The following is a 16082-nucleotide window of genomic DNA, read 5'->3' on the forward strand; positions in this document are numbered from 1 at the left end:
CATTACAACGTCCCATACAGGTTTTCATCATGAGTGCAATTGTTCCTTTTACTTCAGAGACACCGTTTGACAGAGTGCTTGCGGATATTCGAGAGAAAGGTTGGAGTATTACGGACGATTTCTTTTCAGATGAAATGGTTAATGCTTTGATGTCGGATATTTCTGAGCTCGACAATAGTTATATGAAGCAGGCCGGAGTCGGTCGATCATTAGATCATCAAGTGGCGCTGGAACGTCGTCGAGATTACATACGTTGGATCGATCCAGTCACGCCAGCCCGTAGCGCTTTTCTTGATGCAATGGGTGAGCTGCGCTTAGAGTTTAATCGTCGCTTGTTTCTTGGATTATGGGATTATGAGGCACACTTTGCGCGCTATGAAGAGGGGGCTTTCTATGAAAAGCATGTGGATGCTTTCAAGGGTAAAAGCAACCGTGTTTTATCGACCGTCTTGTATCTGAATGAGAATTGGGAAGAAGGTGATGGTGGTGAGTTTGTTCTCTTTGATGAAAATGATGAGCATAAAGAGCTAGGGCGCTTTCACCCTAAAAAGGGTCGTTTAGCTGTATTTCTCAGTGAAGAGTTCCCTCATGAGGTATTAAAGGCAAAGCGTACACGGCATAGTGTTGCTGGGTGGTTTCGAGTCAATAACAACATCCAAAACAATCTTGATCCTGGTCAATAAAATTCGCAATTGGTGAGACTTTTCCCTATAATGCGCGCCTTCAAATTAAGGCTCTGGTTTTACGTTCCAGATCGCATTAGGAGAGAAAGACGTGTCAAAAGTTGTTGTATGTGCCCTGTATAAATTCGTTCAGCTTGATAACTATGAAGCATTGCGCGAACCCCTTCGTCAAACCCTTGAAGATAACGCTATTCGCGGTACATTGTTGCTAGCGAAAGAGGGTATTAATGGTACGGTTGCAGGCAGCCGTGAAGGCATTGATGCTATGTTGGCTTGGTTAGATCAGCAGCCAGGTCTTGAAAACATTGTATACAAAGAGTCATACGATGAAGATATGCCGTTCTACCGTACTAAGGTGAAACTGAAAAAAGAAATCGTAACTATGGGTGTTGAAGGTGTTGATCCACGTAAAGTGGTCGGTACCTACGTTAAGCCGAAAGATTGGAACGCACTGATTTCAGATCCTGATGTTGTGCTGATTGATACACGTAACGATTACGAATTCCAAATCGGTACGTTTGAGAACGCGGTTAACCCTAAAACCGATACCTTCCGTGAGTTCCCTCAGTACGTTAAAGAAAACCTTGATCCAGAGAAGAATAAGAAAGTGGCTATGTTCTGTACAGGTGGTATCCGTTGTGAAAAATCCACTGCTTACTTGAAAGAGCAAGGTTTTGAAGAGGTTTATCACCTTGAAGGCGGTATTCTTAAATACCTAGAGGAAGTGCCTGAAGAAGACACTATGTGGAAAGGTGAGTGTTTCGTATTCGATAACCGAGTATCAGTAAATCATAAGCTTGAGAAAGGTGAATACGACCAGTGCCATGCTTGCCGTATGCCAATCACTGAAGAAGAAAAGCAAGATGAGCGCTTTGAGCAAGGCGTGAGCTGTCCACATTGCTTCGATAAGTACACCGATGAGCAGCGTCGTCGTTTTGTTGAGCGTGAGCGTCAAGTTCAGCTTGCTAAAGAACGCGGTGAAGCGCACATTGGTGCAGAAGTTGTTGATGCAGTTGAAAAACATCGCCGTGAAAAAGAGCTTGAGCGTGAGCGTCAACGCCAAGCTGGCCAACAAGCAAGCTAATTGCTTATGTGATATTTCAAAAGGGTCAGCGAATGCTGGCCCTTTTTGCATTTTGGTCCCAACCGCATTCCTTTTTCAGCTGAAAAAGCTTAAAATTCAGTAAATTATCCACTGTGCTGTTAAATGCAGCCCCAGTCATCACCAGATTAGATTGCATGAGCTATCAAGTACTCGCACGAAAATGGCGTCCGCAAACCTTCCTAGAAATGGCAGGTCAAGATCACGTATTGCAAGCCTTAGTTAATGCTTTGCGTCAACAGCGCTTGCATCACGCTTACTTGTTCACGGGAACTCGTGGTGTAGGTAAAACCACCATTGCGCGTATTTTTGCTAAATGTCTGAACTGTGAAACCAACGGCATTTCACCTGAACCGTGTGGTGAATGTGATAGCTGTCGCGAAATTGCTGAAGGTCGTTTTGTCGATCTGATTGAAGTCGATGCGGCATCTCGAACTAAGGTGGAAGACACCCGCGAACTACTTGAAAACGTACAATACGCACCGACTCGTGGTCGATTTAAAGTCTACCTGATAGACGAAGTGCACATGCTTTCGACACACTCTTTTAACGCTTTATTAAAAACGTTAGAAGAGCCACCTGAACATGTTAAATTTTTACTGGCGACAACTGACCCTCAAAAACTACCTGTGACGATCTTATCACGCTGTTTGCAGTTCAATTTGAAGAATATGTCGGCACAGCGTGTAGTGGATTATCTACAAAAGGTATTAACCACAGAACAAGTTAGCTTTGATCAACCTGCATTGTGGCAAATTGGTCAAGCCGCCAATGGCAGTATGCGTGATGCTTTGAGTCTCACCGATCAGGCAATTGCCTTTGGTGACGGCCAAATCACCGAGACTGGTGTTACCTCTATGCTAGGTTTGGTGAATCAAAGTCAGATCCTTGCACTGCTTGAGTCAGTAGCAGCGAAAGACGCAGCAAAAACCCTGCAAAAAATTGAAGCGCTAGCAGACTATCAGCCAGATTTTGTTTCAATATGCGGCGCCATGTTGGATTCACTGCACCGTGTTGCAGTTGAGCAGCAAGTGCCTGGGGTGTTGCAAGATCAGATTGGTGATCTGGCCCGAATAAAGCATATTGCGCAAACGGTTTCACCTGAAGAAGTTCAAGTGATGTACCAAAGTTTGTTAGTAGGGCGTAGAGATTTGCCGCTTTCGCATTCGATAAAGTCTGGCTTTGAAATGCTCATGCTAAGGTTGATCGCGTTTCGTCCTGCAAATGCGATGACTGTTCGTTATGATGCGCCTCCAGTTCCTCAGCCTCAGGTCTCTTCGTCTTCACCTACTGATATGACACAAGAGAACACTCCGATAATAGAGCCTACGGTCGAGCAGCGTAAGACCGCAGACATTGTCAATGTACCTGAAAGTATTGATGAACAAGGCTTGTTAGCAAGCAGTGATTCGCTTGAATCTCAGGTAGAGGCTGAACCGGAACCTAATACGCTAGCAGCTGAGAGTGTCAATGTTACTGCTGTGATTGAAGAGGAAATCGAAGCAACGCCTCCGCAAGAAAGCACAATGGATGCTTCGCCTCCAGTAATTGATGAACCATCATATGATGATGTGCCGCCTTGGGATGAATCACTACCAGAAAATCCACAAAATACGGTAGCTATGCAAACTGTTGATGCGGTCGACAGTGTGACAGCTGAAACGCCTGCACCGTCAACTAAAGCATCTGGCATTGACCCCGCTGAGCGCTTGTCCAGAATGTTGCATGATGATTCAAATGATATGGATGATGAGGAAAGCGATGAAGAGGCCGATGAGCGGGCCATCGCTGAAACGGAAGACCCTTATGCAACGGCGGCTAATTTGGTTGAGGCGGTAAATGAAAAGCCTTCGCTAATTGATAAACATCCAGATACCGTTGCACAGCCAGCGCTAGCGATGCCTTTGCCAGATATCGCGCACTTTAAAGATATGACCATGAATTTATGGTGGTTAGTAGCGCCTCGGTTGAAATTAACGGGCTTAGTACAAAATATAGTTATGAACTCTTGTTTGATGGATGCATCGGAACAGGGGATACGATTACAGGTCCCATTAGAATACGGACACATGCTGAATCAGGCACGTTATGAACAAATTCAACGAGAGTTGTCCGGTTTCTTTGAGGTACATGTACCGCTGATTATTGATACGCTTGAGGAAGTTCAAGGTGTTACAGCGGAAGAATTTGCGGCAAGCAAGCGTGCTGAAGCATTGCAGGCAGCCATTACACACTTGAATAATCATCCTATCGTGCAAGCTCTGGCTAGTACGATGGGAGGGCAAGTTATATACGACACTGTTAAAGTGAAAGCCTAGTTAGAATATTGGAGAGATTTATGTTTAAAGGTGGTATGGGCAACATGATGCGCCAAGCGCAGAAAATGCAAGAAAATATGCAAAAAGCCCAAGAAGAAATCGGCAACATGGAAGTAGAAGGTCAAGCAGGTGCTGGCCTAGTTAAAGTGACCATGACAGGTCGCCATGACGTAAAACGTGTTTCCATTGATGATTCTTTGTTTGAAGATGACAAGGAAATGCTTGAAGACCTAATCGCAGCAGCGATCAATGATGCTGTGCGTAACATAGAAACAGCTTCTAAAGACAAAATGTCAGAAGCAACGGCGGGTATGCCAATTCCTCCTGGCTTCAAAATGCCATTCTAATTGGAGATAGGTACTTGTTTAGTCCGTTAATTAAAGAACTCATTGAATCTTTGCGATGCCTACCAGGTGTAGGGCCAAAGTCTGCTCAGAAAATGGCGTTGTACCTTTTGGAGCGTGATTCTCAAGGCGCTGACCGCTTAGCCGTTTCACTTCGTTCCGCTTTAGACAAGGTAGGGCGATGCCAACAATGTCGAACTTTAACGGAAGATAACTTGTGTCCAATTTGCGCTGATGACCAGCGTAATCAGCAACGACTCTGCATTGTGGAAACGCCAGCAGATGTCATCGCAATTGAAAGTACTAAGCAGTTTGACGGCTTATATTTTGTTCTTCTAGGGCATCTGTCTCCGATTGATGGGATTGGCCCAGAAGAACTTGGTTTGGATCGTCTTGAAATGCTTTGTAAAGAGCAAGGTGTCGAAGAGGTCATCATCGCGACCAATAGTACGGTCGAAGGTGAGGCAACTTGTCATTATATTGCTCAACTCCTTAAGCCAAATGGTATTGATGTAAGCCGCATTGCCCAAGGTGTGCCGATGGGTGGTGAATTGGAATACGTTGATGGCAATACGTTGGCTTTGGCACTTGAAGGTCGGAAGAAACTCTAACATGGATACTCAAAATCAAAATTTAGACATAGTCTGGGTGGATACTGATGCTGCCTTGGAAGAGTGGTGTGACTATTGGAGCACTTTATCTTTCGTTGCAGTGGATACGGAGTTTGTTCGTCGTACAACTTATTATCCAGTCACAGGGTTGATTCAGATTTCTGAAGGCAAAAAAGCAGTACTTATTGATCCACAAACGATTTCAGATTGGTCTGCTTTGCGGGACTTAATGGTGAATGAAAGCGTTATGAAAGTCTTTCATGCCTGCTCGGAAGATCTTGATGTATTCGATCGCTTGTTAGGTGTTCTGCCTGTACCATTTTATGACACTCAAATTGGCGAAGCCTTCGCTGGTGCTGAATGGTCGTTAAGCTATGTTAAGCTAGTTAAAGCTTATCTAGACATCGATGTGGCAAAAGACGAAACACGTTCTGATTGGACGTTGCGCCCTTTAACTGACGCGCAGAAACGTTATGCAGCACTGGATGTCATCTATTTGGCGGAAGTTTATCCAATGCAAGTTCAACGCCTACAAGCAAGAAGTATGTTGGACTGGGTATTGGAAGATTGCGAAAGCCTGAAGTGGCAGTATCAACAGAACAATGACCCAGAACAGAATTGGGATGGTGTCAAAGCGGCGTGGCGTTTAAGTCCAAAAGGGCTGACACTGCTTAGAATGTTGTTTCTATGGCGCGATGAGCGTGCTCGTCAAGATGATTTGCCGAAAGGCCAAGTATTAAAAGACCGCTCTCTTTGGGCAATCGCTAAATTTATGCCAGACAATGCCAGAAGCTTGGGGAAAGTGGAGGATGTAACACCGAAACAAGTGCGTTTATACGCTGATGTGGTGTTAGAGAAAGTTGCTTGTGTGAATGAACTTAGCGCTGACGAATTTCAAAATCCATTGCCGGCGCCATTACCATCGGATGCTGGAGACTTATCAAAAGCGATCCGCAGCTATTTGAAAGAGCTGGCGCAAACATTTGCTATTGCTCCTGAAGTGGTATTGAAGCGTAAATTGCTTGACCCGTTATTGCGTCATATTTATGAAGGTTCACCGATGGACTGGTCGAATCCTGCTTTTAATGGTTGGCGTCAAGACAAGGTTATTAAACCTTTGTTAGAAAAATTCGCCAAGTAAACTGATACCTTGTGAGACTCATTATGAGCCAAATGATTATTGAAATATTTCGTTCTTCAAAGCGTGATGAAATGTATTTATACGTTGAGAAGCAAAAAGGTACTAAGGATGTGCCTGAAATGCTGATGGAACGCTTTGGTAAGCCCATCAGTGCAATGACTATGCTTCTGAAGCCAGAGAAGAAACTGGCTCGTGCGAATGCTGAAGACGTTATGAAAGCGATTCGTGAGCAAGGTTTTTATTTGCAAATGCCACCTGTTCGCGATGAGTACCTGCTAGATTTATATAAAGCACCAACGGAAGCTAAGTACTAATGATCGCCAAGCGTTATGAACCATTTTGGAAAACGACTCCACTGGCGCAAATGTCTTCTGCCGAGTGGGAGTCTATTTGTGATGGTTGTGCAAAGTGCTGCCTGCAGAAGTTGATGGACGACGAGACTGATGAGGTTTACTACACCGATCTTGCTTGTCACCAACTCGATATCAAAGGCTGTCGTTGTAAAGTTTATGACAAGCGCTTAGAGAAAGTGGAAGGGTGTCTTTCATTGACACCTCAAGATGTGACTGCATTTGAGTGGCTTCCAGATACTTGTAGTTATCGAGTGTTACATGAAACAGGTGACCTTCCGAATTGGCACCCTTTGGTTGTTGGTAGTCACCGAGAAATGATTAGTCAAGGTTTAACGGTTAGTCATTATGCAGTTAACGAAAACACGGTTGACGAAGATCGCTGGCAAGAACATATAATCAAATGGGTTCATGGCATGCCAGAGTGCTACGATCCAACTCAAGACTGACCACCTAGCGTGGTTTAATTCGCCGCCCAAGGAGTATCAAAATGGTGAAACGAAGACAGTTACGAATTTTTGTATTATCACTGTTTCTTTTCTTTGTACCTTGGGCCTCTGCGGATACCCAATTTCGTTTAATTGTCGATGCATCTGGAAGTATGCTAATCAGCGATCCAGACAAACTTACGGCTGAATCTTTAAAGTTGATTTCAGACCTTGCTCCGGAGCAAAAGGCGACGCTGGGAGTATGGTTGTTTGGTGAGAGAGCGAGAGTTCTATTACCTGAGTCGATGATTAGCTCGTCGACAAAGTCAAAGTTAGATGACGCCATCAAAAGTTACACACCTGGCGACTTAAAAACTGATTTAGAGTCTATTGTTCGCTTGTTAATTCAAACCCCTGACTCAGGTGATTTAGCACCAGGCTTTGATCGTCATTGGATTCTAGTGACAGATGGTATGGTGGATGTCAGCCTTGATGATGCCGTTAATCAAGCGTCTAGGAATCGCATCACTGACGAATTGGCCACTCAGTTAGCCGAGCGTGGTGTTCATCTTCATACTGTCTCAATGACTGGGTATACAGATAAAGAACTACTACAGTCTATTTCCACTTTAACAGATGCGACGCACACCGAGGTCGCTACCCCTGATGAGCTGCTTGATACGTTTGATCGTATTTTTTCTCAGGCTTCACCATCGGAAGAAGTGCCTTTTGAAGGTAACACTTTCTTTATTGATGATGCGATAGACGAGGCCACATTGCTTATCTTTCATGAGCAAGGTGTTACTCCCAAAATACATCAGCCTAACGGAAAAGAGTTAAGCTTATCTGCTTTGAATGTATCAGCTGTACAGGCCGATCATTATTTGTTGGCAACGGTCACTAAACCAATGGTTGGTACTTGGCAAGTGGAGGACGTTGACCTCGAGCGCAGTAACATTCGAGTGATTACGAAATTAAGTGCTCAAGCTACAAAAGTTGCGCCCGTCTTGTTCGTCAATGAGCCTATTTACTCCACTGTAGGTCTTTTTCAAGATGATCAATTGATAGATGACCCTGAAGTGCTTGATCTAATAGAGGTACATCAAAGCTTAAATTTATTAAACGGAGAAACGACTAAGCAGTTATTAAAAAGGCCTCTGTTGACCGCAAATTATCAATTTAAAAATAAAATTGACCAAATAACTGATAGTGGTAATTACGAATTGATTTCTGAAGTCGATGGAAAAACCTTTGTACGTAAGCTTAGCCAGTTTTTTTCCGTGGCGGTACCTATTGAGCTTGAGGCGTCTAAGCAAAGTGAAAACTTAATCTCTTTTTCAGCTAAGCCAACTAACCTGCGTTTAAATATGTTGCGAAGTAATGCGAAGTTGATTTTGACCTCAAATGATGGCAGTGAAGAGTCACTAGAAATGCCATTAATAGGCGAAGGGTTTTGGCAGAAAATCTACCCTGTGTCTCCAAATACAACTTTAAGTGCCCATGTTCGACTGATTGGTATTACTCAGCAAGGTGTTCGTTTTGAGTACTCAACCCCAGATTGGTATTTAACACGAGATGGCGCTGGAGACGTTTCACTCAGTCAGCTGAAACAAGAACCAGAAACAGCGCTGGCTACCGCCGCAGCCGTTAATCGAGATTTGGTGCCATTAGTGATTACTCCCCAAGTTGCAGTTGTCGCAACAGATGAAGTGGATATGCCAGCTGATAATGAGAATACAGATGAGGCGAATGATAAAGAAGCCGACGCAAGTCAAATAGCGGATGATACCGCTGTGGACAACGAGGAAGAAGCTCCTGCCGGCCTTTCAAAAACCGATTGGCTATTATATGGATCGCTGAATGGTGCAGGCTTATTAGTTCTTATCGGAGGCTACTGGCTGTTCCGACGTGTCCGTAAGAAACGTAAGCAAATTGATATAGAAGATAAATAAAATGTGTGAGTTGCTAGGTATGAGTGCAAATGTCCCTACAGATATTTGCTTCAGTTTTTCAGGTCTGCGTGCTCGTGGTGGCAGAACTGGTCCCCATAAAGATGGTTGGGGTATGGCTATGTATCGTGACAGTAGCGTTTGGTCTATTCATGATCCAAGACCTAGTGCGGATTCTGATATGGCTGAAGTGATGAGCAAAACTTCATTAAAGTGCCATATTGTGATCAGCCATATTCGACAAGCAAATGTGGGTAATGTGTGCTTGCCGAATACCCATCCATTTAGCCGTCTGTTATGGAATAAAACATGGAGTTACGCCCATAATGGCCAGTTAGATTCTCCACAAGACTTGGCTCTGTTAACGCACTTCCCATTAGGTACGACGGATTCTGAGCGGGCTTTTTGCTGGTTAATTGAGCAGCTATTAGCGAAGTTTGGTGACCAAATGCCTGAGCTAGATAAGCTAACTGCTTTTCTTGGCGAGCAATGTGATCGTTTAAGAGAAAAGGGTGTGTTCAATATGATGTTATCAAATGGCCAGTTCTTATTTTGCTACTGTACAACCAAGCTACATTGGATAACACGTCGTGCGCCGTTTAAGCCTGCAACGTTGTCTGATGAAGATGTCACCATTGATTTCAAAGAAGTCACCACGGACAAAGATGTTGTCACTGTGATCGCGACACAGCCTCTTACGCATGATGAGACATGGAAGCAAATGCAAGTGGGTGAGATGTGTGTGTTTGATGCGGGTGAGTTGGTGGCTCGTATTGAGTCAAAAGTGTCATCAGAATAAAAAAGCAAAAAAACTATCAGAATTATAAAGTTAATTGATTTTATTGTTTAAGTGGTTTGCCCTACATTAAAGCTATACAGAGCAATTAAGCTCAGCAACGGATTAAGCTGCCGTTAATTAATAAGGGGAACAAATGATGAAACATTACACTTTATATTGCTCAGCAGATAACGAATTCTGCAATCTTGCTAAGAATACTTTGACACTAAATAACATCGATTTTGATACGGTAAACGTTGAGGCTAATTCTGCTAACGAAGCTTTGATGCGTGTTTTTGATGGCGAAGAAAGTAAAGCACCAAAAGTATTCTACGGAACAGAATACGTTGGCAACCTCGGCGACATTCAAAGACTCTTTAACATAGCAATTTGATCAAAAAAACAGGCTCAATGAGCCTGTTTTTTTATGCTGAAAAGGTATGAAATTTATTGAACCGTTTCGTTTTCGCTAAATTCACCTTCGAACAACGCAGTAGAAAGGTATCGTTCACCCGAGTCAGGCAAAACAACAACGATTTTCTTATCAGCAAACTCCGGCTCTTTACTAAGTTTTTCAGCGGCCACTACTGCAGCACCACAAGAAATACCACATAGAATGCCTTCTTCACGCATTAGGCGTTTTGCCATAGCGATCGCTTCTTCGTTAGTTACTTGCTCAACACGATCTACGACAGAAAGGTCTAAATTTTGTGGCACAAAGCCTGCGCCAATACCTTGGATTTTATGAGGTGCTGGAGTAGGCGTTTCACCATTAATGGTTTGTGTGATAACCGGTGAAGATGTTGGTTCCACTGCGACCGAGGTGATGGCTTTACCTTGAGTATTTTTGATGTAGCGACTTACACCAGTAATGGTGCCACCCGTACCAACGCCAGCTACAAAGACATCGATTTCACCGTTTGTGTCATTCCAAATTTCTGGGCCGGTAGTCTTTTCATGAATTTCAGGGTTTGCAGGGTTGTCAAATTGCTGGAGCAAAACAAAGTTAGGGTCTTGGGCAATTTCTTTTGCCTTTTCAATCGCGCCTTTCATGCCTTTCGCTGGCTCTGTTAGGACGATGTTTGCCCCTAGTGCCTTCATTACTTGGCGTCGCTCAAGGCTCATACTTGAAGGCATGGTAATCGTGATAGGGTAGCCGCGAGCGGCAGCAACGAAACATAATGCAATACCTGTATTACCACTTGATGGCTCTACCAATGATTTACCTTTGGTGAGCACTCCACGTTTCTCAGCATCCCAGACCATGTTAGCGCCGATACGGCATTTTACGGAGAAAGCAGGATTGCGCGATTCAATTTTTGCCCAAATGTTGCCATTGCCGATTTGATTTAGTCGCACTAATGGCGTGTTACCAATCGTCAAAGAGTTATCATTAAATACTTTTTCAGACATGGGTCATCCTTATCTTTTGCATCAAGCGTGTTAATCAGTTTGGATTATAGTTACCCACTATACCTACTTCTAGTGAAAGGATGTAAGAACTTTGCACTATATGGTTAGATTTTGAGATGTGAAAAACGGACAGTATTCAATAGCACACTCGAGCTGCATTTTAGTGGTAGAATTCTAGATATATTAAATAGTTATCGTCAGTGTACAACGTATAGCACGACACAATCGAAAAGGTTACACCCATTTCATGCGAAAACAATCTGAATCCATTGCCATGCCAGTTGAGCAAAATCTGCTTATGGCAAAAGATCGCTTCGCGATAAATCGCAAACTAGACATACTCAATAAACGTCGTACAGAAGGATTGCCTACCTCAAAACTCGAGGCAGAGTTAGAGAGTCTGATCGAGTCATCAAAAAACCTCTATCAAGCTCGTCAGAAACGTATGCCGACAATCACCTACGATGATGCGTTACCCGTTTCTGCTCGACGCGACGAGATTATAAAAGCGATCCAAGAAAACCAAATCGTAATCATAGCCGGCGAAACCGGCTCTGGTAAAACGACTCAGCTTCCTAAAATGTGTTTAGAAGCAGGTAGAGGCTTAACAGGCCAAATTGGCCACACACAGCCTAGACGAATCGCAGCGCGAAGTGTAGCGGAAAGGATCAGTGATGAGCTTCAAGTAAAATTGGGGGAGGCCGTCGGCTTCCAAGTACGTTTTACAGATGAAAGCCAAGAAGACACGCTGATTAAGTTGATGACCGACGGTATCTTGCTCGCTGAAATTCAGCAGGATAAGTTCTTACAAAAATACGACACCATCATTATCGACGAAGCCCATGAGCGTAGTCTAAATATCGACTTTTTATTGGGGTACTTAAAGCGTATAACCGCGCAGCGTCCTGATCTGAAAGTCATTGTTACATCGGCAACCATTGATGTGGAGCGCTTTTCTCGTCATTTTAATAATGCGCCGATTATCGAAGTGTCGGGACGGACATACCCTGTAGAAATACGTTATCAGCCATTGTTGAGTAAATCTGACGTAGAAGAGCTCGATGAAGATCAATCAATGGAGCAAGGTATTCTGGATGCGGTGACTTTATTGATCGCCGAAGAACGTAAGACGAGGTACCGCGGCGCTGGTGATATTCTTGTGTTCTTGCCAGGTGAACGAGAAATTCGTGAGACCGCTGAGTTACTGCGTAAAGAAGCGCTTCAAGGGGTTGAGGTATTACCGCTTTATGCACGATTAAGCAGCTCTGAGCAACAGCGTATTTTTAAATCCCACGGTGGACGACGCATTGTGTTATCCACCAATGTGGCGGAAACGTCTTTGACGGTACCCGGCATTCGCTATGTTATTGATCCGGGCTTAGCGCGTATTAGTCGTTACAGTGTGCGCTCAAAGGTCCAACAGTTGCCGATCGAGAAAATTAGTCAGGCCAGTGCAAACCAACGGGCAGGTCGATGTGGTCGTGTGGCGGAAGGTGTTTGTATTCGCCTTTATGACGAAGAAGATTTCAATGGACGCCCAGAATTCACGGATCCCGAAATTTTTCGTACTAACTTAGCGTCCGTTATTTTGCAAATGGCGAACTTGCGTTTAGGTGCGGTTGAAAAATTCCCATTTGTTGAAATGCCTGAAAAACGCATGATCAACGATGGATATCGTGCTTTGACTGAATTGGGGGCATTGCGTGGAGATCGATTAACCACTATTGGCCGACAATTAGCGAAACTTCCGATTGACCCAAAATTGGGGCGTATGTTGATTGCTGCCAATGATCACCATGTGTTGAAAGAAGTTGCCATCATTGTCAGTGCATTATCGGTGCAAGACCCCCGTGAGCGTCCCCAAGATAAGAAAACTCAGTCTGACCAATGCCATGCTGTTGATAAAGATGAAAACTCAGATTTCATGGTTTTGTTGAACCTTTGGCAGCGCTATGAAGAACAACGCCAAGAGTTATCGCAAAACCAATTGCGCCAATACTGCCGTAAGCAATTTTTGAACTTCATGCGGATGCGTGAATGGCGTGATATTCATCGTCAAATATTGATTGCTTGTAAACAACTTGGCTTTAAAGAAGTTGATCATGAAGAACGTCAGTACGACTCGATTCATCGTGCTTTATTAGCGGGTTTGTTTACTCAAGTTGCTAACAAAATGGATGAAAGCAAAGAAATGCTAGGTTGCCGCTCGCGCAAGTTATCCATCTTTCCTGGGTCTATGTTGTTTAAGCGTCCACCACAGTGGGTAATGGCTGCGGAGTTAGTTGAGACGAGTAAGCTATACGCGCGCATCGTAGCGAAAATTGACCCTCAATGGGTCGAAGACTACGCTGCACCATTTGTGAAGCGACAGTATTTCGACCCACATTTCGAACGAAACCAAGGTCGTGTCGTTGCCTTTGAGCAAGTGTCATTGTATGGCCTAATTCTTGTGGCCAAACGTCGTATAGATTATGGGCATGTGAATCCAGAAGATGCCCGTGAAGTCTTTATCAGGCAAGCATTGGTCGAAAGCGGATTGAAATCCAAAGCAGCTTTTTATAAGCAAAATGCTGAACTGATAAAAAGCGTAGAGACTCAAGAAGCCAAGCTCCGTACACGTGATATTTTGGTCGACGATGAAGCCGTGTTTGCTTTTTACAACGAGCGTTTACCTGCTGATGTGCGTAATCAAAAGAGCGTTGAGTATTTTGCCAAGCGAAATCCTGACGCACTGATCATGACACGAGACGATCTTATTAACCAAGATGTCAATGTTGATGAGTATGCTTTCCCTGATAATTACTCGTTAAATGGTGTTGCCTTACCAATAGACTATGAGTTTGCGCCAGGACAGCAGAAAGATGGTGCCACTTTGAAAGTGCCAGTCGGATTGCTAAGACAGCTTACTTTAGATGAACTTGGTTGGGCGGTGCCTGGTTATGTTAAGGAGCGTTGCGAATCTTTGATCAGAGCGTTACCAAAAGCCTTGCGTCGCCGTTTTGTACCGATTCCACAGTTTGTTGAGCGTATTTATCCGAATTTGTCTAAGGACAAAGGAGATCTACTGGAGCAGCTTTCACTTCAGATTAAGCGAGAAACACTTATCGACATTCCACTCACTGAATGGAATGCAGAAAAACTAGAAGGGCATTTAACCCTCAATATTGATGTGATTGACGAACGCGGTAAAGTGTTAGGCAGCGGCAAAAATTTGGCCGAGTTGCAGACTCGCTTTGCTGAGATGGTTGAAAAGAGCTTTGCAAAATTCGGCACGAAAAAGCATGAACAAGTTGAGTTGACTGAATGGCCTGATCAGGATGTCCCGGAACGACAAGAAATAAAACAAGCTGGTATCAAAGTTACGGCTTTCCCTGCTTTGGTGGCAAGCGACGGTAGTAGTGTTTCCTTGAAAATGTTCGATGACCCGAATACAGCCATGGAGGCACATCGTAAAGGTGTCATTGCTTTATTAAAGTTGGCGCTTCATAAAGATATGAAATATCTTGAAAAGAACTTACCCAAGTTGCGAGAGTCTATGTTGTTATTCGCACCAATAGGTAAAAAAGAAGTGTTACTTCAGGATTTGCTGGATGCTATTGTTGAAAAAGTCTTTTTAGATGAGCGCCCATTGCCGCGAACTAAAGACAGTTTCGTACAGCGTTTAACCGATCACAAAAAGCAGCTCATCAGTATCGCCAACGACATTGCGTTACAGTTACATGCTGTGTTATCCGCCTATCAGCAAGTGGCAAAACGGATGAAAGGTTCAATTCCTCTGCCTTGGACTCGTGTCTATGGTGATATTAAGAAGCAGCTAGAGAACTTGGTGTATCCAGGGTTTATCGGCGCCACACCTTTGTATTGGTTAGGTCAGTTGCCACGCTACTTTAAGGGTGTTGAAGTTAGGCTAGAACGCTTCCAGAACCACCTCAATAAAGAAAATGCCGCGGTAGGTGAGTTGGAAAACCTTTGGGAGCAATATCTTCGTCAGAAAAAAGCTCATGATGAGAAGGGTATTTATGACCCTAATCTGACGCGCTATCGCTGGTTATTAGAAGAGTATCGAATTTCATTGTTTGCGCAAACGGTTGGAACATTAGAGCCTATTTCTGACAAACGCTTAGCTAAACAGTGGCAAGAAGTTAAAAAGCTTGTGTAGGACAAGGATGAAAACTTTATGAAACGTATCATTGCAAGTATTAGTTTGCTCATTGCCACTTTATGTGTGAGTGCTGAAACAGCTGAAGATCCATGGGAAGGGTTCAATCGTTCCATGTTTGCCTTTAACGAAACTGTTGATGAATATGGTTTAAAGCCATTAGCAAAAGGTTATGATGCGGTCACACCTAATTTTATGCAGAAAGGTGTGAGTAACTTTTTTTCTAATCTTGGGGAAGTTCCAAACCTATTTAATAATCTCCTGCAAGGTAAGCTAGATGAGACAGCTTCCTCGACGTTTCGGTTTATCATTAATTCAACCTTCGGCATATTTGGCCTTTTCGATGTAGCGAGCGAAATGGGCTTAAAGCATTATAAAGAAGATTTTGGGCAGACACTGGGCCACTGGGGAATAAGCTCTGGCCCATATTTAGTTATTCCATTTTTAGGTCCCTCTACGGTTCGTGATGCAAGTGGCATGGTCGTAGACTATTCTATTTATGATGCGATGGATTTTTACGACTTTAATGACGATCAAAAATGGATTTCTCGTGGATTGAATGTGGTTCAAGTTCGAGCTCGATATCTCACTGCTGAACGGATGGTATTTGGTGATCGCTATAGCTTTTTACGGGATGTATATCTACAAACGCGCGTAGGTGAGATTGAAGGCGGCATGTCTGAACAAGAGTATAATGACTCATCGATTCAGGAGCCAAACTCATGGTCTGAAGATTCCCAAGATTCATGGGAGAGCAGTGATTCTTGGGATGATACAGACTCTTGGGGTGAGGAATATTAAGTTGG

The 16082-nt window shown here is 43.7% G+C and carries 14 protein-coding genes; 13 read left to right on the plus strand and 1 reads right to left on the minus strand.

Going from position 1 to position 16082, the window contains the following annotated elements:
- Window positions 1-29 precede the first annotated feature (29 nt).
- The 11 genes from JHD44_RS17590 to JHD44_RS17640 all read left to right on the plus strand — a co-directional run bounded on the left by JHD44_RS17590 (window position 30) and on the right by JHD44_RS17640 (window position 10098).
- Window positions 30-683: a 2OG-Fe(II) oxygenase gene (locus JHD44_RS17590; RefSeq protein WP_199464042.1), complete on the plus strand. Its 654-nt coding sequence runs from the start codon at window positions 30-32 to the stop codon at window positions 681-683.
- 91 nt (window positions 684-774) lie between these two features.
- Window positions 775-1767 (plus strand): rhodanese-related sulfurtransferase, encoded by a 993-nt coding sequence (locus tag JHD44_RS17595; protein WP_199464043.1) that lies wholly within the window; start codon window positions 775-777, stop codon window positions 1765-1767.
- 155 nt (window positions 1768-1922) lie between these two features.
- Complete coding sequence (gene dnaX, locus JHD44_RS17600) at window positions 1923-4103, plus strand: DNA polymerase III subunit gamma/tau (RefSeq protein WP_199464044.1); 2181 nt, start codon at window positions 1923-1925, stop codon at window positions 4101-4103.
- A gap of 20 nt (window positions 4104-4123) precedes the next feature.
- Window positions 4124-4450 (plus strand): YbaB/EbfC family nucleoid-associated protein, encoded by a 327-nt coding sequence (locus JHD44_RS17605; protein WP_133559613.1) that lies wholly within the window; start codon window positions 4124-4126, stop codon window positions 4448-4450.
- Between the two features lie 14 nt (window positions 4451-4464).
- Window positions 4465-5058, plus strand: coding sequence for a recombination mediator RecR (gene recR, locus JHD44_RS17610; protein WP_199464045.1), 594 nt, complete (start codon window positions 4465-4467; stop codon window positions 5056-5058).
- A 1-nt stretch (window position 5059) separates the two neighbouring features.
- Window positions 5060-6199 carry a ribonuclease D gene (gene rnd, locus JHD44_RS17615; protein ID WP_199464046.1) on the plus strand — a complete coding sequence of 380 codons (1140 nt, stop codon included), beginning with the start codon at window positions 5060-5062 and terminating at the stop codon, window positions 6197-6199.
- A gap of 23 nt (window positions 6200-6222) precedes the next feature.
- Window positions 6223-6513 (plus strand): YcgL domain-containing protein, encoded by a 291-nt coding sequence (locus tag JHD44_RS17620; RefSeq protein ID WP_133559616.1) that lies wholly within the window; start codon window positions 6223-6225, stop codon window positions 6511-6513.
- On the plus strand, window positions 6513-6998 hold the full coding sequence (locus JHD44_RS17625; protein WP_199464047.1) for a YcgN family cysteine cluster protein: 486 nt from the start codon (window positions 6513-6515) through the stop codon (window positions 6996-6998). Before JHD44_RS17620 ends, JHD44_RS17625 begins: the two co-directional genes overlap by 1 nt.
- A 41-nt stretch (window positions 6999-7039) precedes the next feature.
- A complete protein-coding gene (locus tag JHD44_RS17630; RefSeq protein WP_199464048.1) occupies window positions 7040-8929 on the plus strand; it encodes a VWA domain-containing protein in 1890 nt (629 codons plus the stop codon).
- 1 nt (window position 8930) lies between these two features.
- Window positions 8931-9725: a class II glutamine amidotransferase gene (locus JHD44_RS17635; RefSeq protein ID WP_199464049.1), complete on the plus strand. Its 795-nt coding sequence runs from the start codon at window positions 8931-8933 to the stop codon at window positions 9723-9725.
- Between the two features lie 133 nt (window positions 9726-9858).
- Window positions 9859-10098, plus strand: coding sequence for a glutaredoxin domain-containing protein (locus tag JHD44_RS17640; RefSeq protein WP_199464050.1), 240 nt, complete (start codon window positions 9859-9861; stop codon window positions 10096-10098).
- 53 nt (window positions 10099-10151) lie between these two features.
- On the opposite strand, the gene cysK is transcribed toward JHD44_RS17640, so the two are convergent.
- Window positions 10152-11117 (minus strand): cysteine synthase A, encoded by a 966-nt coding sequence (gene cysK / locus JHD44_RS17645; protein ID WP_199464051.1) that lies wholly within the window; start codon window positions 11115-11117, stop codon window positions 10152-10154.
- Between the two features lie 247 nt (window positions 11118-11364).
- Here cysK and hrpA point away from each other — a divergent pair, with 247 nt between their 5' ends.
- Entirely contained in the window at window positions 11365-15276 is a 3912-nt protein-coding gene (hrpA, locus tag JHD44_RS17650) for an ATP-dependent RNA helicase HrpA (protein WP_233402288.1), read from the plus strand.
- Between the two features lie 18 nt (window positions 15277-15294).
- Window positions 15295-16077 carry a VacJ family lipoprotein gene (locus JHD44_RS17655; RefSeq protein WP_199464052.1) on the plus strand — a complete coding sequence of 261 codons (783 nt, stop codon included), beginning with the start codon at window positions 15295-15297 and terminating at the stop codon, window positions 16075-16077.
- Window positions 16078-16082 lie beyond the last annotated feature (5 nt).

Source organism: Marinomonas ostreistagni (assembly GCF_016461785.1).
Lineage (GTDB): Bacteria > Pseudomonadota > Gammaproteobacteria > Pseudomonadales > Marinomonadaceae > Marinomonas > Marinomonas ostreistagni_A.

What these genes read in the sequence shown, in the direction of transcription:
- JHD44_RS17590 (WP_199464042.1), top strand. Translation starts at nt 30, where the DNA reads ATGAGTGCAATTGTTCCTTTTACTTCAGAGACACCGTTTGACAGAGTG.
- dnaX (WP_199464044.1), top strand. Translation starts at nt 1,923, where the DNA reads ATGAGCTATCAAGTACTCGCACGAAAATGGCGTCCGCAAACCTTCCTA.
- JHD44_RS17605 (WP_133559613.1), top strand. Translation starts at nt 4,124, where the DNA reads ATGTTTAAAGGTGGTATGGGCAACATGATGCGCCAAGCGCAGAAAATG.
- rnd (WP_199464046.1), top strand. Translation starts at nt 5,060, where the DNA reads ATGGATACTCAAAATCAAAATTTAGACATAGTCTGGGTGGATACTGAT.
- JHD44_RS17620 (WP_133559616.1), top strand. Translation starts at nt 6,223, where the DNA reads ATGAGCCAAATGATTATTGAAATATTTCGTTCTTCAAAGCGTGATGAA.
- JHD44_RS17625 (WP_199464047.1), top strand. Translation starts at nt 6,513, where the DNA reads ATGATCGCCAAGCGTTATGAACCATTTTGGAAAACGACTCCACTGGCG.
- JHD44_RS17630 (WP_199464048.1), top strand. Translation starts at nt 7,040, where the DNA reads ATGGTGAAACGAAGACAGTTACGAATTTTTGTATTATCACTGTTTCTT.
- JHD44_RS17635 (WP_199464049.1), top strand. Translation starts at nt 8,931, where the DNA reads ATGTGTGAGTTGCTAGGTATGAGTGCAAATGTCCCTACAGATATTTGC.
- JHD44_RS17640 (WP_199464050.1), top strand. Translation starts at nt 9,859, where the DNA reads ATGATGAAACATTACACTTTATATTGCTCAGCAGATAACGAATTCTGC.
- cysK (WP_199464051.1), bottom strand. Translation starts at nt 11,117, where the DNA reads ATGTCTGAAAAAGTATTTAATGATAACTCTTTGACGATTGGTAACACG.
- hrpA (WP_233402288.1), top strand. Translation starts at nt 11,365, where the DNA reads ATGCGAAAACAATCTGAATCCATTGCCATGCCAGTTGAGCAAAATCTG.
- JHD44_RS17655 (WP_199464052.1), top strand. Translation starts at nt 15,295, where the DNA reads ATGAAACGTATCATTGCAAGTATTAGTTTGCTCATTGCCACTTTATGT.